This is a genomic window from Erwinia endophytica, from assembly GCF_009295515.1.
Lineage (GTDB): Bacteria > Pseudomonadota > Gammaproteobacteria > Enterobacterales > Enterobacteriaceae > Erwinia > Erwinia endophytica.
The window spans coordinates 84,807-105,412 of record NZ_RQVV01000053.1 but is presented as its reverse complement, the minus strand read 5'-3'; the positions used below and the strand labels follow the sequence as shown (position 1 = coordinate 105,412).

Genomic DNA, 20,606 nt, shown 5'->3' with positions numbered 1-20,606 from the left:
GAGTGCGCCCCTACAGCTCCTTAATCAACTTCTGTACTGAGTTGTTTTTGTTGCTGTTCTGATTGTGCTCAGACCACGTTTTCAACCGCTTCTTCGCTTCATTCTGCAATTGCTGACGCAACAGGTGATCAACCTGTAACGAATATTTCAGCCCAGACCACGGCCCATAAATACGCAAGGGCACCGGCGTTTGCTGCAAACGGCTAACCAGCTCGCTGTCACCCTGCCAGCCCCCGGTCACCGTCACGCCAAACGTAACATCCGCCTGCTGCTCCGCCAGGTTAATACTGCCCTTGCCGCTATAATTCAGCATCGAAGACTGCCCCTGCAAATCATCAAAAGTGAGTTGACCGTTATTCAGCGTCACACCACCTTTAATCTGTTGCAGATTACTGTTCGCTTCTGGTTTTGACGGCCCGTGAACCCGGTTACTACTCCGCTCCACCGCCCGTTGGATCATCTGCTGGAAATCCAGTTCAGCCAACTGAGCATTGGCCAGACTCACCTGCGTACTGCCGTTCCAACTCCGCTTGAAGGACGGCACTGTCAGCCCGGTACCGCTGAAATCGCCGGTCAGTGAAAGTTCGCCACTTAAAGACGGTGGCAAATCAAAAGCCTTTAACAGCGGCGCGACTGCAATATCTTGCAGCGATGCCTGCAACGCAACCCGTGTTTGTGGTCCCCGGACATCAACCGTTCCTGGCAGAGAGAAATGCCCCTTTCCAGCCTGACCGGTCAGCGTCGCCAGCGTTAACAGACCATTCTTACTACTGGCATCCAATGCTACCTGCTCTAAATCCATCCCGCGCCAGCGCATCTTGTCCACCGCCAACGTCAGATTGCCATCCAGCACATTCAGCGGAGAATCAGCGTTATTACGCGCAACAGGTTGTGAAATCACCGGTCCAGGCCCGGAACGCTGAACCTCCTCGCCTGGCGTGCTACTATCGCCTCCAATATTGAGGCCAAACAGTGAATCCATATCTAACATCGGCGCATGCAGATTAAATGTGAGTTTGGGACGGTCCGCCAACGTGCCGCTCGCACTGCCCTCTAACTGGCTGTTATTAGCGCTTACCTCCATGTTCTTCAGGCTGAAGCTCTGCCCATCACTGTGCCAGTCAGCCTGCATTTTCGCTTGCCCTTTCAAACCACTTTTGGGTAAATCCGCACCGGCCAGTTGATAATCAAACTGATTGATTGCCGCAGAGATCTGCTGAGGATAGCGACTAAGATCCGCATCGGCATTAAGGCTCACCAGCAGTTCGCGCTGATTACGACTGATGCGGCTGCTCAGTTCAATATGCGCCTGACGCCGCTTATGTTGTGAAAGTTGTAAGTTCAGATCGCGAATGTTTAACTGCTCGCCATTGCTCTGTTGCCAAATCAACAGGCTGTCCACCACATGCAAATCATCAATGTCAAACTTCCATCCCCGACTGATTTCCGACGGGGAAGAATCCGCCGGCCCGACCGGTGCGCCGACGGAACGCTGCGCTTCACTGTCCGGCGTCAGACGGATCACCGCATCTTTTAACATCACCTGTTTAACCGCTAACTGGTGTGAAAATAAAGGAAGAAGTTTGACATCCAGCCGCATATTGCTGGCCGTGACCACCGGCTGGGGCGCGCCTGGTGCGGTCAGGGTTATTTGACCCGACAAAATACTGAGCTGCGGCCAGACGTGCCAACGGAGATCGCCATTCAGCGCCAGGCGGTAACCACTGCGCTGCTGAACCTGCTGAGCCATGTAAGCGCGAAAATCATTGGGATCGACCAGCAATACCAACGCGGTCATTCCAGCTACAATTACCACCAGCAAAATCGCCAGCGTGGTAATGACTCTTCTCATGCCTTCCCCTTATATACCCGTCATACTTCAAATTGCTGGTACATTGGCTACACGTCCCCATGCGCTGGCCCGCGTGAGTCTGGCTGCCCAATAAAAACCGACTAATCTTTATCGATCCGGCTGGCGTCTGCGCCCTGCTGCCCTTTATATTTAGCGTCTTGCCGACGATTATAAGGCCGGGCGGCCGGGCCGGAAAGCGGTTCAAAACTGAGCGCACCAATCAGCATACCCGGACGCAACGCCAGCGGCAGTTTACCTGAATTGTAGAACTCCAACACAATCCGTCCCTGCCAACCTGGATCGATACGGTGCGCGGTAACATGCACCATCAAGCCCAAACGCGCTAACGATGACCGGCCATCCAGCCAGCCGACCAGGTTATCCGGTAACGTTACCGACTCAAAAGTGACGGCCAACGCCAGTTCCCCTGGATGCAGGAAAAAAGCGTCGCCCTCGTCCAACACAATCTCGTCACTCATTACACGATCAAGCGCAGCGCTGACTTCAGCCTTCGGACCGCTCAAGTCGATAAACGCCGCCGTATGACCACGAAAAGTTCTGAACAGATTGCCCAACCGCACATCGACAGTAGCGCCGTTGATACGTTCTACCGGGGGGCGGGGGGAGATATCAAGCTGACCGTTATCAAGCCAGGCTTCAATATCGCGATCGCATAATCTCATCGGTGGATACTCCATAATAAATCAAAGTGAGCTGTCGGGGCCTGAGGTCAGGTCCTGGTGCCCTGCACGTCCTGCGCAGAGACTATCGGCTAACATAAAACTATTCGAAAAATTGATTGATTTTCGCCTTCAGAATATCAATCGCGATACGATTTTTACCCCCGCGCGGCACAATGATGTCGGCATATTGTTTGGAAGGTTCAATAAACTGTAAGAACATCGGGCGGACCGTCTTCTGATACTGAGCCATCACCGAATCCATCGAACGGCCTCGTTCATTCACATCACGCTTCATCCGGCGCATCAGGCAAATATCCAGCGGGGTGTCGACAAAAATCGAAAAATTCATTTCCTGACGCAAACTCGCATCGGTCAGCAGCAGGATCCCTTCCAGGATAATCACTTTCTTCGGTTTCAGGCGGACGGTTTGCGCCGTGCGGGTATGTTCCACATAACTGTACACCGGCAAATCTATCGCCAGCCCTGCCTTTAACATCTGCAGATGTTGCAACAGTAAATTATGGTCCATCGCGCTGGGGTGGTCGTAGTTCGTTTTAACCCGTTCATCCATAGTCAGGTGACTTTGATCTTTGTAATACGCATCCTCGGGGATAACACCAATATTTTCGTCGCCCACCCGTTCGCGCACTTCACGATACAGAGTACTGGCGATAAGACTTTTTCCCGAGGCGGAGGCGCCCGCAATACCTACGATGACGCACTGATGTGACTTATCAGTCATAAATTAAAGACCTGGTTACGGATTGTCTGAGACAATGGAGAGGATGATTCGGGCATAATTATAAGGATTTCGCGGGGTTGATGCCAGTGAAATGCAACGGAAAGCTTTTCAGACTTTACCGTTATACGACCGGATGAATGAAGGTTAAACTGATGTTAATCAGGCCAAGTCCACATAGTGAGTTATAAGGAATAAAGGTGTCCTGGCATATTTTGCATATTTTGACCTACTTTGGCGACAGCATGCTCCTTATCCCCACGGCGGTGATTATGGCTATCCTGATCACCTGGAAAAACAGTGACCGCCGTGCTGTCTGGTATTGGATGTTGGCATTCTGCGCCGCAGGCGTGATCGTCAGCTTGTCTAAAATAGCCTTTCTTGGCTTTGGTATTGGCAGTTCCCGCTTTAACTTTACTGGCATCAGTGGACACAGCGCGATGTCTGCCACCCTCTGGCCGGTGATGTTATGGCTGCTCAGTGGCCGTCTCTCCGGTTTCTGGCGGGCTTTTTCTGTGGGTTTCGGCTATCTGATCCCACTGATGGTCGGCATGTCACGGCTGATCCTCAATTATCACTCTGAAAGCGAAGTGATCAGCGGGCTGTTTCTCGGATTCACGCTGAGTACGGCTTTCCTGGTCAGTCAACGTCGCGCCGAGCTAAAAGGCTTCTCCATTGGGCAATTATGCATTGTACTGTTGCTGCCGCTGCTGCTGATAAGTGACGGACGTACCGCCACCACACAACAGTTTTTACAGCGGTTATCCGTGCAAATTGCCGGAATCGATCACGCCTGGACACGCGCTGAATTACTGAAAGTGAGCCAGTGATCCCCCGGTTTCGCCTGCTGAAGAGAGCCGGTAAGCAGCCAACCCTGGGGCAATTAATTTACTGCCAATATGCCAGGTGGGCTATATCAGGTTGTGCTATCCCCTGGCCCCGTTGCCGCGAATTATTGCTCTCTTACCCCAGTTGAGCTAAAGTCAGCGCCTTTTTTCATCGTTCGCTGGGGGAAATATGTTCATCGGCTTTGATTACGGCACGGCAAACTGCTCGGTAGCCATAATGCGTGAAGGCGTACCAACGCTGCTGCCATTGGAAAACGGTTCCAGACTATTGCCCTCAATGTTGTGTGCCCCAACGCGCGACGCCGTCAGCGAATGGCTGTTCCGTCACCATCAGGTCCCCACACCCGATGCGGATACGCAGGCTCTCCTGCGCCGGGCCATCACCCTTAACCGCGAAGAAGATATTGTTGTCACGCCAGCCAGTGTGCAATTCGGTCTGACTTCACTGGCCCAGTATATAGCTGACCCGGAAGAGGTCTGGTTCGTCAAATCGCCGAAATCCTTCCTCGGCGCTAACGGGCTGAAACCACAACAGGTCGCTTTCTTTGAAGATCTGGTTTGCGCCATGATGCTGCATATCCGCCAGACCGCCGAACAGCAATCGCATGACAGTATCACGCAGGCTGTGATTGGCCGGCCAGTCAACTTCCAGGGATTGGGCGGCGATGAAGCCAACCGTCAGGCTGTGGGTATTCTGGACCGAGCCGCCAAACGTGCCGGATTTAAAACGGTGGAATTCCAGTTCGAACCCGTCGCCGCCGGGCTGGACTTTGAAGCGACGCTACAGGCGGAAACTCGCGTATTGGTGGTGGATATCGGCGGGGGAACCACCGATTGCTCAATGTTGCTGATGGGCCCGCAATGGCATGATAAACCTGACCGTAACGGCAGTCTGCTGGGTCACAGCGGCTGCCGCGTTGGCGGCAACGATCTGGATATCATGCTGGCCTTTAAACAACTGATGCCGCTGTTGGGCTTGGGCGGCTCAACGGAGAAAGGCACCGCCCTGCCCTCGCTGCCATGGTGGAACGCGGTAGCGATCAACGATGTTCCGGCGCAGAGTGACTTCTACTCAACGACCAGCCGTAAACTGATTCAGGATCTGATCCGCGATGGACAGGAAACAACAAAAGTGAAACGCCTGCTGAAAGTCTGGCAGCAACGCCTGAGCTACCGCCTGGTTCGTGCGGCGGAAGAGAGCAAAATCGCCCTCTCAGAGCAACCACAAACCATTGCTGACCTGCATTTTATTGAGCCATCGCTGGGAACAACAATCACCGTCGATTCATTGCAAGCCGCAATTATGCAGCCGCTGGAAAAGATCCAACAGCAGGTCAAACTGGCGTTGGAGACGAGTGGAACGCAACCGGAGGTTATCTATCTGACCGGCGGCAGCGCTCGCTCGCCGCTCCTGCGTCAAGCGTTACAACAGCAATTACCGAATATTCCGCTCACCAGCGGCGATGACTTTGGTTCCGTCACCGCCGGTCTGGCCCGCTGGGCACAGGTAATATTCCGCTAAGCACCATCAGCCGTACTTCCCGAACAGTCGGTATGTGCTGTGCGGTTTGCCGCTGCCATAAAAGCTCTAATTTCCGCCAGCGTGGACGTTCCCTCCATCGGACCCCGTGCCGAAATCGCCAGCGACCCGCTGGCATTCGCGTGGGCCAGCGCATCCGACTCACTTTTCCCAGCCAGTAGCAGACTGACAAAAGTCGCGCCGAAACAGTCCCCGGCACCGGTGGGATCCACCACCCGTACCGAATATCCTGGTATATGGCACTCTGCTGTCTGGCTGTAATAGCTGGCACCGCGCTGGCCACGCTTAATGACTATATGGTGGATCCCCCTCGCCAGCAGGCTCGCAACAATCTGCTGCTCATCCGCGACTGGCTTAGCCCAAAATAATCCAGCTCGCCGTCGCTTGGCAGAAAAATATCGGTGTAATCCAGTATGTATTCAAAAGCCTGGGACATTTCCGGAATATTTAGCATTTCCTTGCGAATGTTGGGATCGAATGACACCGTACCACCGTGGCTTTTAATGATGCTGATAGCTTTTCGCGTAGCATCGATCAGCCGAAACGAGAACAGCGACGACCCCATAATATGCAGATGGCTGCACTGACGCAGCAGATCCTCATTGAGATGCTCGCGACTCAGTAAGCCGCAGGCACTGTTGTGTATATTGAAGATAAAGTCACGCTGCTGCTGACTGCGATAGCTGACAAACGCACTACCGGTTATCGCTTTTTGCAGAACGGAAATACCGCTGATGTTCACGCCATCACGTGCCAGACGGGTAATATTCATTTCTCCAAAGGCATCGTTGCCAACACAGCTGAAGAGCATCGAGTTAAACCCCAGTCTGGCCACCTGATCGGCAAAGATAGCCGGGGCGCCGCTGGGATAAGGTCCCCAAAATTCACCGGGCGTTGAAAATCCCTGGTTTTCCTTTTTTGCCAGAAACTCGACAAGCAACTCGCCAATGGCACAGATGGTCACACTCATACATTTTCCTTCACCTTGCCGGATGCCGTCCCGGGTTAATCCAGGTCAAACATTCGTTATTGGTGTAACTATTTGATAAACCCGCATCAGTAAAACGGCTGTGATATTCAGCGGCGACCATTTGCGGCGTTATCACCGCAGACATATTTTTCAGTTTCCCCACCGGATGGCGACTTTCGCTATATACCGGACGTCTGGCAACTATTGCCACGCAGTACCTGCACAACCGCACCGCTTCACTAAGTAACAAAGCCGATGGTTCACTGGTCACATTCAGTGTGCCGTCTTCGCTGATATGGTCCACCATCAGCACACAGTGGGAAGGACGATATTGCCGCAGCGACTGCACCGCCAGCTCGCCTGTTAGCCTCTGCTCTCCCTGTTCCAGTACGCCCCCCAGCACCACCACCTGGCCATCCACATAGTCACGGGCCGGAGGCACATGGGCCAGATCGTTGACGACGAGGCTGAGTCCGCGATACTCACCGAGAAAAGGGATCGCCTTGCGCATGATGCTGCCTGCCCCCAGAAACACTATCTCTTCATCGCCAAGCTGCCGGGCAAGCTGTTTTGCCAGCTCTGACTCGATAGCGCTAGTCACCTGGGACACAGGCTGGACGTCCTGGCCGATGCCCAGTCCGGCTGGCTGAGCAGTGTAAATAGCGCCACCGAAACTACGTTTCAGATATCCCTGCTGCTCCAGATAGTTCAGATCGCTGCGAATGGTCACCCCGGAAACGTCCAGCATGTCGGCCAAATCATCCACTTTAATTTCACCGTTTTTACGCACAATCTCAGCAATATCCAGACGTCTTTTCAGCAGGCTGGTAGAGGGTTTTGACACAACATCACCTTTAACTTGTATAGATAGAGGGAAAGACTTCCCGGCGTTAATTTTCATTTTTAAATGAACACCAGGCCATGTCAATCCATCATCTACTCTCATCATCCAGCACCTGAAAAAACACCAATAAGTTCAGTAAATCACCGATAAACCCACCTCTTTATTAACTTATAAAAAAAATAAAAATCCATTAAACATGTTTCATTTATTAAAAATAAAAATAATTTGCAGCCATCATCACGTTTATCTCCTGGTAACTGCGTTAACTTACTTTCAAAATGAAACTTAAGTTCAATATAAAACTTTAATTTTAAAAGATAGCCATGCAGGAGAAAGTATGTACATCATTTCCAGTAAAAACATGCTGCAAAAGGCCCAGCGCCAGGGATATGCCGTTCCGGCCTTTAATATTCATAACCTTGAGACGTTACAAGTTGTGGTGGAAACCGCTGCTGAAATGCGATCGCCATTGATCGTAGCGGGTACCCCGGGTACGTTCAGCTATGCCGGAACCCGTAACATTGTTGCCATCGCCAGTGAGCTGGCATGCAGCTACAACCTGCCGCTGGCAGTTCATCTCGATCATCATGAAAAAATCGCCGATATCGAAATGAAAGTACTCGCGGGTATACGCTCGGTAATGATCGATGGTTCCCATTTCGCCTTTGAGGAAAACGTGTCGCTGGTCAGCGAAGTCGTTAATTTCTGCCATCGCTATGATGTCAGCGTGGAAGCTGAGCTGGGGCGTTTGGGTGGCGTGGAGGACGATCTGGTCGTGGATGATAAAGATGCGCATTATACCCATCCTCTGCAAGCGCGTGATTTCGTCGCCCGCACCGGTATTGACTCGCTGGCTGTTGCCATTGGTACTGCACATGGCTTGTATACCGCCGAACCCAAACTGGATTTTGACCGTCTGGCCGAAATAAGAAATCAGGTGGATATTCCACTGGTGTTACATGGCGCTTCAGGTCTGCCGGAAAGCGATATTCGCCGCGCCATCAATCTTGGTATTTGCAAGGTCAATGTTGCCACTGAGCTGAAAATCGCCTTCTCCGATGCGCTTAAACACTACTTCGCAGACAACCCGCAAGCCAACGATCCCCGCCACTATATGCAACCGGCCAAACAGGCCATGAAAGAAGTCGTACGCAGGATCATCTCCGTCTGCGGCTGTGAAGGTCAACAGTAAGGAGACGACTGTGATTTATACCCTTACCCTCAACACCGCCATCGATATGAATATTTTCAGCGCCCCCCTCCATCCGCAGGTGGTGAACCGTGCTCACCGCACGGAGTACTGCCCGAACGGCAAAGGCGTGAATGTCGCACTGGTGCTGCAACACTTTGCCAAACCCGCCCATGTGCTGGGCATCTTTGGTGGTTTTACCGGGCATTACATTGTTCAGGAATTGAAAAAGAAAAAACTGGCTGTCACTCCAGCCTGGGTTAACGCCCCCACCCGTATCAACGTGTTTATTAATGATGGTGAGAATGAGTTCAAGCTACTTAATCCGGGCACGTTTATTGATGACGATTGCAAGCAACAGGTCATCGATCAACTAGAGCGATTAACAGACGCGGATTGCCTGGTCATCAGCGGCAGCCTGCCACCCGGCATTGAAAGTCGTTTTTATGCGGAAATTCTGACGCTGTGCCAGGCGCAAAACATCCCCGTGATCCTGGATATCAGCGACCCCTCGCTCAAAGACATGCTGACATTCAAGCCGCTGCTGATCAAACCCAATAACGATGAGGTCGCTGCCATATTTGGCCTGCCGGTTACCAATCACCATCAGGCGAAAACAGCGATGCAGGCAATGCATGCCCTTGGGGCACAGAACATCCTGCTGACGCTTGGCGCCGACGGAATGTATTTTTCCGATGGCCAAAACGACTGGTTCTGCACGGCCCCGAAAATTGAACTGGTCAGCTCGGCCTGCGCGGGTGACGCGGCGCTGGGCGCTTTCCTCAGTGTCTGGTTGTCGGGCGGTAGTGTGGAACAGGCCATGAAACTGGCCAGCGCGACTGGCGCTGATGTGGCAAGCTCGGCGGGACTGGGAAGACTCGCCAACATTCCGGACCTGTTGTTGCAGGTTCAAACAGAAAAACGGTAAGAACAAACTAAAGGGTCTGCATATGAAAAAGATAATAGCGGTAACCGGGTGCCCTACCGGCATTGCCCACACTTATATGGCGGAAGAGGCGCTAAAACACGCAGCAAAAAAAATCGGCGTAGAAATTAAGGTGGAAACCAATGGCGCGGCGGGGGTGGAAAACGCCATTACTCCTGCAGATTTGCAGGATATTTCCGGCGTGATTATTGCGGCGGATAAAGATGTCAATACCAGTAGATTCAATGGCCTGCCTGTGTTGGAAGTCCCGGTAAAAGACGCTTTGCACCATTCTGCTGAATTGATCAATAAAGTTCTCAACGGAGAAGCACCGATACGTAAAGGTGAAAAAGACCTCACAATGACGAAGGCATCAACGGAATCTGTCGGACGACAACTCTATAAGCACCTGATGAGCGGCGTTTCCAATATGCTACCGTTTGTTGTCGCCGGAGGGGTATTAATTGCCCTTTCTTTCCTGTGGGGTATCTATTCCGCTGATCCGCAATCGGCAGAATATAATGCCATCGCGGCGATGTTGATGAACATTGGTCAACAAGCGTTTTCAATTATGGTCCCGGTGTTCACGGCATATATTGCCTGGTCGGTTGCGGGAAGATCCGGCATGGTGGCTGGGTTTGTGGGTGGGCTGATGGCGAACGCCACCGGCGCAGGGTTCCTGGGCGGCATCATTGCCGGTTTTGCCGCCGGGTATCTGATGCTGTGGGTAAAACAGCGACTGGCAGGATTACCGCGCCAGTACGAAGGGCTGAAGTCGATATTCATCATGCCGCTGATTGGTGTTCTGGCCATCGGCATACTGATGGCACTCCTTGGCCAGCCAGTCGCCGCCATCAACAACGGAATGATGAATTGGCTCGTTTCGTTGCAGGAAGCGAACCCAATCCTGCTGGGGATCGTGGTCGGGGCAATGTGCTCCTTCGATTTCGGCGGTCCGGTTAACAAAGCCGCCTACGTCACGGGCACACTGCTGCTCGGTCAGGGCAACTATTTCTTTATGGCTGGGGTGTCTGCCGCCTGTATCACGCCACCGCTGGTTATCGCGCTGGCCACCACTTTCTTCCCCAAAGGCTTCAATGAAGAGGAACGCACCGCCGGAATGGTGAACTATATTCTGGGCTGTACCCATATCACTGAAGGAGCCATCCCATTTGCCGCCAAAGATCCTCTGCGCGTGATTCCAATGATGATGATTGCCTCGTCGGTTTCGGCGGTGTTCAGCTATCTCCTGCAGATTCAGGTTCCCGCCCCGCACGGCGGATTTCTGATCCTGCCGCTGGTCAGCAAACCGTTGGCATGGGTGCTGTGTATACTTGCCGGTTCAGTTTGCGGCGCGTTGATGCTGGGCTGCTGGCGACTTTGGCAAAAGCGCCAGCAACTGGCCACTGCAGAGGCAGAGGCAGAGGCAGACAAGGTTAACATCGCTCAGGGAGGTCAGAATGCAGCTCTGTGAGCATGATATTACCCTGAAAGATTGCTGGCATGATAAAGATGCGGCGCTCCGTCTGGTTGCTGGAGAACTGGTCCAGGCGGGATACACCACGCAGGACTATCTTGCGGGTATGCAGGCGCGTGAGGCGCAAATTTCCACCTATCTCGGCAACGGTATCGCCATTCCGCATGGTACGCCGGAGACCCGCGACGCCGTCATCCAAACCGGCGTAAAGGTGATGGTATTTCGTCAAGGGGTGGACTGGGGAGACGGAAACATTGCCCGGGTCGTGGTGGGGATCGCCGCCCGTTCCAATGAGCACCTGAATATTCTGCGCCAACTGACCCACGCGCTGGCGGATGACAGCGTACCGGAGGCGATTAACCATGCGCAGACCCCAGCCGACATTCTGACCCTCTTAACCGGGCTGCACAGGCAGAGCGAAGAGGAAACCGTGGTATCGGATGATGCTGAGCAGGCAATATTTACGATCCACAATGCTCATGGACTGCACGCCCGACCAGCTGCTGAGTTGGTAAAGAGGGTTAAACAGTTTGACAGCACCATAACCGTTGAGAATCTTGATGCTGGCTCAACCGCCGTTGATGCCAAAAGTTTGATGCGCGTTATTTCTCTTGGCGTCAAACACGGCCAGCGGTTGCGGTTTTCAGCCCGAGGTCAGGATGCGGTCAGCGCACTGACAATGATTGGAGAAATGATCGATAAAGGGCTGGGTGAAGGGCTGGCTTCATCACCCGAACCCCCTTCGCAACCGGACGTGAAGCGCAACTGGTTTTCGAGATTGTTTAGCTGACAATACGCGCTCAGAGGATCTCACTCTGAGCGTAATCAGGGAACTTACCGGGCGCAGCGACGCTCAACGTTCAGTCAGGCTGGCATTAATCTCAGTAACGACTGGCTTCCGACAGTTCACGAATATCCGCATCGCTAAGCTGCAGCGTGACGGCTTTGGTCAGCTCGTCAAGCTGGGCCAGCGAGGTCACACTCACAATCGGCGCGGTAATGCCTGGGCGGGCCATTTCCCAGGCCAGCGTAACCTGAGTTGGCGTGGCGTTATGCGCTGCAGCGACTTTATCCAATGCGGCCAAAATGTTCAGCCCGCGCGGATTCAGGTATTTCTGCACCACGCCATCGCCACGCTGACTTTTGCTGGCATCTTCCGGCTTGCGGTATTTACCGCTGAGGAAACCGCTGGCAAGAGAATAATAGTTAATCACCCCCAGCCCATGGTTTTGCGCGACCTTCTCCAGCCCACTCTCGTACCCTTCACGATCATAGAGATTATATTCCGGTTGCAGCGTTTCATAACGGGCCAACCCATTATCCTTACTGACTTTCAGCGCTTCATCCAGGCGACTGGCGGAATAGTTAGATGCGCCAATGGCCCGTACTTTTCCTTCTTTGATTAACGCATCAAAAGTCTGCAGCGTATCCTGTAACGGCGTATCACTGTCGTCGCGGTGGGCCTGGTACAGGTCAATATAATCAGTTTGCAGACGACGCAACGAATCCTCCACTGACTGGCGGATATAAGCCGGAGCCAAACCGGTTTTCCCCTCCCCCATATCCATACCCACTTTGGTTGCCAGCACGATTTTGTCGCGCTTGCCGCTTTGTTGCAGCCAGTTGCCGATGATAGTTTCGGATTCCCCGCCTTGATTTCCCGGCGCCCAACGCGAGTACACATCCGCCGTATCAATGAAATACAGCCCGTTCTCAACCAATGCGTCCAGCAAAGAGAAAGAGGTTTTCTGGTCGATTGTCCAGCCAAAGACATTGCCGCCGAAGGTCAGCTTAGGGACATTAATGCCAGTACGGCCCAGCGAACGATGTTCTGATTGACTCATGATCACACTCCTGAAGATGAAAGGATTTCCGCATGACTACCAGCTTAGCAAAGCTGGGATAAAACTGTTTCGTTGATTTGTGGCAAAAGATTTTCAGATTACGACCCCTTACAAGGCTTGAACGGTTATCCTTATTTCCTTCACTTTTACCGCCGTTAAACTCGCTAAACTAATAATATTAAGGGGCGTTCTTTATTGCCCCTGGTGGACAACACGCATTGCTACCGGAGAACGAATAACAACAATGAACCGCCAACGCCGTTTTCGTAAGATTGTATTCATCGTTGTAGCGACAGTGCTTGCTGTCGGTGGCTGGTATGGCTATAGCCGCCACAATGCGACAGTCTCGCCGACCACCGCAAGCGCTCAACCTCACGCGGCAGGTGTCAGGAAAAATGGCGAGCGCCGGGGAGGAAGTGGTGCGCTGGCCCCCGTGCAGGCAATCGCAGCCGTTCGCCAAAACGTTCCGCACTATCTTTCCGGGCTGGGAACCGTCACCGCAGCGAATACCGTCACCCTGCGCAGCCGGGTCGACGGCAATCTGGTAGCATTACACTTCATGGAAGGGCAGGAAGTACAGGCCGGCCAGTTGCTGGCAGAAATCGATCCCCGACCTTATCAGGTCGCGCTGATTCAGGCTCAGGGGCAATTGGCCAAAGACCAGGCCACACTGGAAAATGCCCGCCGTGATCTGGCCCGCTATGAAAAACTGGCTAAAACCAATCTGGTCTCCCAGCAGGAAATTGATAACCAACGTTCACTGGTGAACGAAACACTGGGCACCATTAAAATGGATGAAGGCAGTGTCGCCAGCGCCCAGTTGAACCTGACATACAGCCGCGTCACCTCCCCTATTTCCGGGCGTGTCGGCCTGAGGCAGACGGATACCGGCAACTATATCACCAGCAGCGACAGCATTGTGGTTATCACCCAAACTCATCCTATCGACCTGGTGTTCAGCCTGCCGGAAAACGACATCGGCACCCTTCTCAACGCACAGAAAACCGGTCAACCCATTCCTGTGGAGGCCTGGGACCGCAACAATAAAACGCTGCTAACCCACGGCACCCTGCTCAGTATGGATAACCAGATTGACAGCACCACCGGGATGGTGAAACTGAAAGCCCGCTTCAGCAACAGTGATAACCTGCTGTTTCCTAATCAATTCGTTAACGCCCGGTTGCAAGTCAGCACTCAGCAGGATGCCATTGTCATTCCAGCGGCAGCCTTGCAAATGGGCAACGAAGGCCATTTTGTCTGGGTGGTGAACGAAGACCATAAAGTCAGTAAAAAACAGGTTAGCACCGGGCTACAGGACAGCGAGAAAGTGGTGATTACCGCCGGTCTGGATGTTGGTGAACGCGTCGTCACCGACGGTATTGACCGTCTGACTGAAGGCGCGACAGTCGACGTTGTCGATCCGCTGTCCTCCTCATCGGTCTCCGGTGAAAATATCCCGCCCGCGAAAGGAAGCCGCTCCTGATGCAGGTCATGCCCCCCAGTACCAACGGCGGGCCTTCCCGCCAGTTTATTCTTCGTCCGGTAGCCACCACTCTGTTGATGCTGGCGATCCTGCTGGCCGGGATAATCGGTTACCGAGTCTTACCTGTTTCGGCCCTGCCGGAAGTGGACTATCCCACCATTCAGGTGGTGACCCTCTATCCCGGTGCCAGCCCGGATGTGATGACGTCAGCCATTACCGCGCCACTGGAGCGCCAGTTCGGTCAGATGTCCGGGCTGAAACAGATGTCCTCACAAAGCGCTGGCGGGGCCTCAGTCGTTACGTTGCAGTTCCAGCTGAGTTTGCCGCTGGATGTCGCTGAACAGGAAGTGCAGGCCGCGATTAACGCCGCAACTAACCTGCTGCCCTTGGATCTACCTAACCCGCCGGTTTACAGCAAAGTCAACCCCGCCGATCCGCCGATCATGACCCTGGCCGTCACCACCACCAGCATGCCGCTGACCCAGGTACAGGACATGATCGAAACGCGTGTGGCACAGAAAATATCACAGGTTTCCGGCGTCGGGCTGGTGACATTATCAGGCGGCCAGCGTCCGGCGGTCAGAGTTAAGCTCAACGCACAGGCTCTGGCCGCGCTCGGGCTGGACAGTGAAACCGTGCGTAATGCCATCAGCAATGCCAACGTCAATTCAGCGAAAGGCAGTTTAGACGGCCCGCAACGTGCTATCACCCTCTCAGCCAATGACCAGATGAAATCGGCCGAGGATTACCGCCAGTTAATCGTTTCTTATCAGAATGGTTCACCCGTTCGTCTGGGAGACGTCGCCACTATCGAACAGGGTGCAGAGAACCGTTGGCTGGGCGCCTGGGCTAACCGCCAGCCCGCCATCGTCCTGAATATACAGCGCCAGCCCGGCGCCAATATCATTGCCACCGCCGACAACATCCGCAAGATGCTGCCAGGCCTGACCGCCACGCTGCCAAAATCGGTGGATGTGCAGATTCTGACCGACCGCACGACCAACATCCGCGCCTCAGTGCATGATGTGCAGTTCGAGCTGGTGTTGTCCATGTCGCTGGTGGTGATGATTATCTACCTGTTCCTGCACAATGTTCCGGCGACCATCATTCCCGCCGTAGCCGTCCCGCTGTCGCTGATTGGCACTTTTGCGGTGATTTATTTTCTCGGATTTTCAATCAACAATCTGACGCTGATGGCGCTGACTATCGCCACGGGGTTCGTGGTCGACGATGCCATCGTGGTTATCGAAAATATCTCACGCTATATCGAAAAAGGTGAGCGACCGATGGCCGCGGCACTGAAAGGTGCCGGAGAAATTGGTTTTACTATCATCTCTCTCACTTTCTCGCTGATTGCAGTCCTGATCCCGTTGCTGTTTATGGGGGATATTGTCGGCAGACTGTTCCGTGAATTTGCCGTCACGCTGGCGGTGTCGATCCTGATTTCCGCTGTCGTCTCGCTGACACTGACGCCGATGATGTGCGCACGAATGTTGAGCACGGAATCATTACGCCAACAAAACCGTTTCTCCCGCGCCAGTGAGGCAATGTTTGAGCGGGTCATCGCCCGCTATGGTCGTTTACTGAGCAAGGTATTGAAACACCCATGGTGGACTCTTGGCGTGGCGCTGGGTACCCTGGTCATCACCGTACTACTGTGGATAATCATTCCCAAGGGCTTCTTCCCGTTGCAGGATAACGGCATTATTCAGGGCACCATGCAAGCGCCGCAATCGGTCTCTTACGCCAACATGACACAGCGTCAGCAGGAAGTGGCCGCGATCATTCTGCAAGATCCGGCAGTACAAAGCCTGAGCTCATTTATTGGCGTGGACGGCACGAATCCGGCGCTCAACAGCGGCAGACTACAAATCAATCTGAAGCCGCTAAGCGAGCGGGATGACCGCATTCCGCAAGTGATCAAGCGTCTGCAGCATCAGGTGGAGCGGCTTCCCGGCATCCATCTTTATCTGCAACCGGTACAGGATCTGACCATCGATACCACCGCCAGCCGCACCCAATATCAGTTCACCCTGCAAGCGGGATCACCCGATACGCTGACTCTGTGGGTACCACGACTGCTCAATGCGCTGGCGAAGTTACCGATGCTACAGGATGTCAGCAGCGACTGGCAGGATCAGGGGTTGGAAGCCTTTATCCGGGTCGATCGCGATAATGCCAGCCGCCTGGGGATCAGCATGGCGGATGTCGATAACGCACTGTACAACGCCTTCGGCCAACGACTGATTTCGACGATTTACACTCAATCCAATCAGTATCGCGTGGTGCTGGAGAATGAGACCGCGACCACCCCTGGGCTGGACGCGCTACAGACTATTCGCCTGAGCAGCAGTAGCGGGGGCATGGTGCCGCTCAGCGCCATTGCGACGGTGGAACAACGCCACGCCGCCCTGAGTATTAACCATCTGGATCAGTTCCCATCCACCACCTTCTCGTTCAATGTCAGCGACGGTTACTCACTGGAACAAGCGGTCAATGCCATCACCGAAGCCGAACAGAATCTGGCCATGCCGTCAGAGATAATCACTCAGTTCCAGGGCAGCACGCTGGCCTTCCAGGCTGCGCTGTCCAGCACCGTCTGGCTGATCGTCGCGGCGATAGTCGCCATGTATATTGTGCTGGGAATATTGTATGAAAGCTTTATCCATCCAATAACCATTCTTTCCACATTGCCTACCGCAGGGGTTGGGGCACTGCTGGCGCTGATACTCAGCGGCAGCCAACTGGATGTGATCGCCATTATCGGTATCATCCTGCTTATCGGTATCGTCAAGAAAAACGCCATCATGATGATCGACTTCGCGCTGGCCGCCGAGCGGGAACAAGGCATGGCGCCTGATACCGCTATCTATCAGGCCTGTTTGCTACGTTTCCGCCCGATACTGATGACCACCCTGGCCGCCCTGCTCGGCGCGCTGCCGCTGATGCTCAGCAACGGCGTCGGCGCTGAACTACGCCGTCCACTGGGCATCGCGATGGTCGGCGGTCTGTTGGTCAGCCAGCTACTGACGTTGTTCACCACACCGGTGATTTACCTGTTGTTTGACCGCCTGGCACACGCGGCCCGCCGCCGCTTCAGGCAGGAGAACAAACAGTGAAATTTTTCGCGCTGTTTATCCATCGTCCGGTGGCGACCATCCTGCTGACGCTCGCCATTGTGCTGGCCGGTATACTTGGCTTCCGGTTGCTGCCAGTCGCGCCACTGCCGGAGGTGGATATCCCGGTTATCTTGATCTCGGCTTCGCTGCCGGGCGCCTCGCCGGAAACCATGGCCTCCTCTGTCGCCACGCCGCTGGAACGCTCTCTGGGCCGCATTGCCGGTGTGACGGAGATGACCTCCAGCAGCTCACTCGGCAGCACACGCATTATTCTGGTGTTTGATTACGACCGGGATATCAACGGTGCGGCGCGAGACGTACAAGGCGCGATTAACGCCGCCCAAAGTTTACTGCCCAGCGGCATGCCCAGTCGCCCAACCTGGCGCAAAGTCAATCCGTCCGATGCGCCGATCATGATAATGACCCTGACCTCGGACACCTGGTCCCAGGGGCAGCTGTATGACTATGCCTCCACCCAGTTAGCGCAAAAACTGTCGCAAATCGATGGCGTCGGCGATGTCACCCTCGGTGGCAGCTCGCTACCGGCGGTACGGGTAGCGTTGAACCCAACAGCACTGTTTAATCAGGGGGTGTCGCTGGACGCTGTCCGTCAGGCGATATCCAACGCTAACCAGCGCCGACCACAGGGTGCGATAGAAGACCGCGACCAGCGCTGGCAGTTGAAAACCAACGATGAATTGCAAACCGCCGCAGACTATCTGCCGCTGGTGGTACATTACAACAACGGTTCCCCAGTCCGCCTGCAAGATGTGGCGACCGTGAGCGACTCGGTGCAGGATGTACGCAATGCCGGCATGGCGAATGCCAGACCGGCCATCCTGATGCTCATTCGTAAGTTGCCGGAAGCGAATATCATCGATACGGTGGACCGTATCCGTGCGGAAGTGCCGGAACTGAGAAAAAGTATGCCAGCCTCTATCCATCTGAATATTGCTCAGGATCGTTCACCGACCATCCGTGCCTCACTGGTGGAAGTGGAACAGTCGCTGATGATTTCCGTCGGTCTGGTGGTGTTGGTGGTGTTGCTTTTTCTACGCTCCGCGCGTGCCACGTTGATCCCGGCCGTAGCCGTTCCGGTTTCGCTGATCGGCACCTTCGCCGCCATGTACCTGTGCGGCTTCAGCCTTAATACCCTCTCGCTGATGGCGCTGACGGTCGCCACGGGCTTCGTGGTTGATGACGCCATCGTGGTGCTGGAAAATATCTCTCGTCACGTAGAAGCCGGTATGAAGCCGTTGCAGGCCTCATTGCAGGGCGTACGCGAGGTGGGCTTTACCGTGCTGTCGATGAGTCTGTCGCTGATAGCGGTTTTCCTGCCGCTGATGCTGCTCGGCGGTCTGATTGGCCGTTTTTTCAAAGAGTTCGCCCTCACCCTCTCGGTATCCATCGCCATTTCGCTGTTCATCTCGGTGACACTGACGCCAATGATGTGCGCCCGCCTGCTAAAAACGCCCCCGGCAAAGCGTGACCCGCCCCGGCTAAAGGGCATCGGTAAACGACTGGCGGCCGTGCAACAACACTATGGCCGATCACTGGACTGGGTACTGAATCACGCGCGCTGGGTACTGATGGTGCTGTTTGCCACCATTGGTCTGACTATCTACCTGTATATTACCCTGCCGAAAACCTTGCTGCCCGAACAGGATACCGGGCGACTGATGGGCTTTATTCAGGCCGACCAGAGTATCTCGTTCAAGGCGATGCGCGGCAAACTGGAAGATTTTATGAAGATTGTCCGTGATGACCCGGCGGTCGACAGCGTAGTTGGTTTTACCGGCGGTTCACGATCCACTAATAGCGGTTCTATGTTTATCTCGCTGAAACCACTGAGCGAACGCCGTGAAAATGCCCAGCACGTAATGGCCCGGTTGCGCATCAAACTGGCGAAAGAACCTGGAGCCAATCTTTATCTCCAGGCGGTACAGGATATGCGCACCGGCGGACGCGAGTCCAATGCCAGTTATCAGTACACGCTGTTGTCAGACAGCCTTGACGACCTGAGGCGCTGGGAACCGAAAATCCGCCAGGCCTTTAGCACCCTGCCGGAACTGGCGGATGTTAACTCCGATCAACAGGACAAGGGTGCGGAAATGGCGCTGATCTATGATCGTCAAAGCATGGCGCGGTTGGGCATCAAGGTGTCGGATGTCAATAACCTACTGAACAACGCTTTCGGGCAGCGACAGATATCCACTATCTACCAACCACTTAACCAGTACAAAGTGGTGATGGAGGTTGACCCGCGCTACACCCAGGACGTCAGCTCGCTGGATTTGATGTACGTTATCAATAATGACGGCAAGGCCATTCCCCTGTCGTACTTTGCGCAGTGGCAACCGGCCAATGCACCGCTGTCGGTCAACCATCAGGGGCTGTCGGCGGCGTCCACCCTTTCATTTAACCTGCCGGAAGGCGTCTCGCTGTCACAGGCTGCCGCGGCGATTGACCGTAGCATGGTTGCCCTGGGCGTACCCAACACCGTGCGCGGCAGCTTTGCCGGTACCGCACATCTTTTCCAGCAAAACCAGAGTAACCAACTGTGGCTGATTGTGGCGGCTATCGCTACCGTGTATATCGTGTTGGGGATACTGTATGAAAGTTATGTTCATCCGTTGACCATCCTTTCCACCCTGCCATCCGCAGGCGTGGGAGCGTTACTGGCGTTGTGGCTTTTTTCCACGCCTTTCAGCCTGATCGCATTAATCGGCATCCTGCTATTAGTAGGCATTGTAAAAAAGAACGCTATTATGATGGTAGATTTTGCGCTGGAAGCCCAACGAACCCGCAATCTCACTGCCCGTGACGCCATATTCCAGGCCAGCCTGTTGCGTTTCAGGCCAATTATGATGACCACGCTGGCCGCCCTGTTTGGTGCCCTGCCGCTGGCGCTAACCTCCGGTGACGGCGCTGAACTGCGTCAGCCGCTGGGGATAACCATCATCGGCGGTCTGGTGATGAGCCAACTGTTAACACTGTACACCACGCCGGTGGTTTATCTGTATATGGATAAACTGCGACGAAAGCCCACGTCCACACGAGTCCACGTGGAATGATGGCGTATGACGGGGATAT

The 20,606-nt window shown here is 54.2% G+C and carries 14 protein-coding genes and 1 pseudogene; 9 read left to right on the top strand and 6 right to left on the bottom strand.

Annotation, left to right across the window (positions count from 1 at the left end):
- Nucleotides 1-10 precede the first annotated feature (10 nt).
- The 3 genes from asmA to udk form a co-directional block, all read right to left on the bottom strand.
- On the bottom strand, nucleotides 11-1,852 hold the full coding sequence (gene asmA, locus EH228_RS15175; RefSeq protein WP_152322462.1) for an outer membrane assembly protein AsmA: 1,842 nt from the start codon (nucleotides 1,850-1,852) through the stop codon (nucleotides 11-13).
- Nucleotides 1,853-1,953: 101 nt separating this feature from the next.
- Entirely contained in the window at nucleotides 1,954-2,535 is a 582-nt protein-coding gene (dcd, locus tag EH228_RS15170) for a dCTP deaminase (protein WP_152322461.1), read from the bottom strand.
- Between the two features lie 100 nt (nucleotides 2,536-2,635).
- A complete protein-coding gene (gene udk, locus EH228_RS15165; RefSeq protein ID WP_152322460.1) occupies nucleotides 2,636-3,277 on the bottom strand; it encodes a uridine kinase in 642 nt (213 codons plus the stop codon).
- Nucleotides 3,278-3,474: 197 nt separating this feature from the next.
- On the opposite strand from udk, the gene EH228_RS15160 reads away from it, so the two are divergent.
- Together EH228_RS15160 and yegD are read left to right on the top strand one after the other, a co-directional pair.
- Nucleotides 3,475-4,104, top strand: coding sequence for a phosphatase PAP2 family protein (locus EH228_RS15160; protein ID WP_240116305.1), 630 nt, complete (start codon nucleotides 3,475-3,477; stop codon nucleotides 4,102-4,104).
- Between the two features lie 187 nt (nucleotides 4,105-4,291).
- Entirely contained in the window at nucleotides 4,292-5,644 is a 1,353-nt protein-coding gene (yegD, locus tag EH228_RS15155; protein ID WP_152322459.1) for a molecular chaperone, read from the top strand.
- Here the strand turns inward: yegD and EH228_RS15150 are convergent.
- A pseudogene (locus EH228_RS15150) lies at nucleotides 5,641-6,632 on the bottom strand (sugar kinase). The gene yegD and the pseudogene EH228_RS15150 sit on opposite strands and share 4 nt — an antisense overlap.
- A 10-nt stretch (nucleotides 6,633-6,642) precedes the next feature.
- A complete protein-coding gene (locus EH228_RS15145; protein ID WP_152322458.1) occupies nucleotides 6,643-7,476 on the bottom strand; it encodes a DeoR/GlpR family DNA-binding transcription regulator in 834 nt (277 codons plus the stop codon).
- A 337-nt stretch (nucleotides 7,477-7,813) separates the two neighbouring features.
- Here EH228_RS15145 and EH228_RS15140 point away from each other — a divergent pair, with 337 nt between their 5' ends.
- The 4 genes from EH228_RS15140 to EH228_RS15125 are packed head-to-tail and all read left to right on the top strand — an operon-like array spanning nucleotide 7,814 to nucleotide 11,857.
- Nucleotides 7,814-8,668 (top strand): tagatose bisphosphate family class II aldolase, encoded by an 855-nt coding sequence (locus EH228_RS15140; RefSeq protein WP_152322457.1) that lies wholly within the window; start codon nucleotides 7,814-7,816, stop codon nucleotides 8,666-8,668.
- A 10-nt stretch (nucleotides 8,669-8,678) separates the two neighbouring features.
- Complete coding sequence (pfkB, locus tag EH228_RS15135; RefSeq protein WP_152322456.1) at nucleotides 8,679-9,593, top strand: 1-phosphofructokinase; 915 nt, start codon at nucleotides 8,679-8,681, stop codon at nucleotides 9,591-9,593.
- A gap of 22 nt (nucleotides 9,594-9,615) precedes the next feature.
- Nucleotides 9,616-11,064: a PTS fructose transporter subunit IIC gene (locus EH228_RS15130; RefSeq protein WP_152322455.1), complete on the top strand. Its 1,449-nt coding sequence runs from the start codon at nucleotides 9,616-9,618 to the stop codon at nucleotides 11,062-11,064.
- Nucleotides 11,051-11,857 (top strand): HPr family phosphocarrier protein, encoded by an 807-nt coding sequence (locus EH228_RS15125; protein WP_152322454.1) that lies wholly within the window; start codon nucleotides 11,051-11,053, stop codon nucleotides 11,855-11,857. Before EH228_RS15130 ends, EH228_RS15125 begins: the two co-directional genes overlap by 14 nt.
- A 91-nt stretch (nucleotides 11,858-11,948) precedes the next feature.
- On the opposite strand, the gene EH228_RS15120 is transcribed toward EH228_RS15125, so the two are convergent.
- Nucleotides 11,949-12,911, bottom strand: coding sequence for an aldo/keto reductase (locus EH228_RS15120; RefSeq protein WP_152322453.1), 963 nt, complete (start codon nucleotides 12,909-12,911; stop codon nucleotides 11,949-11,951).
- 244 nt (nucleotides 12,912-13,155) lie between these two features.
- Here EH228_RS15120 and EH228_RS15115 point away from each other — a divergent pair, with 244 nt between their 5' ends.
- Genes EH228_RS15115 through mdtC form a run of 3 tightly spaced genes read left to right on the top strand, consistent with a single transcriptional unit; the run spans nucleotide 13,156 to nucleotide 20,587 of the window.
- Nucleotides 13,156-14,394, top strand: a complete 1,239-nt coding sequence (locus EH228_RS15115; RefSeq protein ID WP_152322452.1) for an MdtA/MuxA family multidrug efflux RND transporter periplasmic adaptor subunit — start codon at nucleotides 13,156-13,158, stop codon at nucleotides 14,392-14,394.
- Nucleotides 14,394-17,513 carry an MdtB/MuxB family multidrug efflux RND transporter permease subunit gene (locus tag EH228_RS15110; protein WP_152322451.1) on the top strand — a complete coding sequence of 1,040 codons (3,120 nt, stop codon included), beginning with the start codon at nucleotides 14,394-14,396 and terminating at the stop codon, nucleotides 17,511-17,513. Before EH228_RS15115 ends, EH228_RS15110 begins: the two co-directional genes overlap by 1 nt.
- Nucleotides 17,510-20,587: a multidrug efflux RND transporter permease subunit MdtC gene (gene mdtC, locus EH228_RS15105; protein ID WP_152322450.1), complete on the top strand. Its 3,078-nt coding sequence runs from the start codon at nucleotides 17,510-17,512 to the stop codon at nucleotides 20,585-20,587. Before EH228_RS15110 ends, mdtC begins: the two co-directional genes overlap by 4 nt.
- Nucleotides 20,588-20,606 lie beyond the last annotated feature (19 nt).

Excerpts from the sequence above, each read along its gene's own strand:
- asmA (WP_152322462.1), bottom strand. The coding sequence starts at position 1,852 with ATGAGAAGAGTCATTACCACGCTGGCGATTTTGCTGGTGGTAATTGTA.
- dcd (WP_152322461.1), bottom strand. The coding sequence starts at position 2,535 with ATGAGATTATGCGATCGCGATATTGAAGCCTGGCTTGATAACGGTCAG.
- udk (WP_152322460.1), bottom strand. The coding sequence starts at position 3,277 with ATGACTGATAAGTCACATCAGTGCGTCATCGTAGGTATTGCGGGCGCC.
- yegD (WP_152322459.1), top strand. The coding sequence starts at position 4,292 with ATGTTCATCGGCTTTGATTACGGCACGGCAAACTGCTCGGTAGCCATA.
- EH228_RS15140 (WP_152322457.1), top strand. The coding sequence starts at position 7,814 with ATGTACATCATTTCCAGTAAAAACATGCTGCAAAAGGCCCAGCGCCAG.
- EH228_RS15130 (WP_152322455.1), top strand. The coding sequence starts at position 9,616 with ATGAAAAAGATAATAGCGGTAACCGGGTGCCCTACCGGCATTGCCCAC.
- EH228_RS15125 (WP_152322454.1), top strand. The coding sequence starts at position 11,051 with ATGCAGCTCTGTGAGCATGATATTACCCTGAAAGATTGCTGGCATGAT.
- EH228_RS15120 (WP_152322453.1), bottom strand. The coding sequence starts at position 12,911 with ATGAGTCAATCAGAACATCGTTCGCTGGGCCGTACTGGCATTAATGTC.
- EH228_RS15115 (WP_152322452.1), top strand. The coding sequence starts at position 13,156 with ATGAACCGCCAACGCCGTTTTCGTAAGATTGTATTCATCGTTGTAGCG.
- EH228_RS15110 (WP_152322451.1), top strand. The coding sequence starts at position 14,394 with ATGCAGGTCATGCCCCCCAGTACCAACGGCGGGCCTTCCCGCCAGTTT.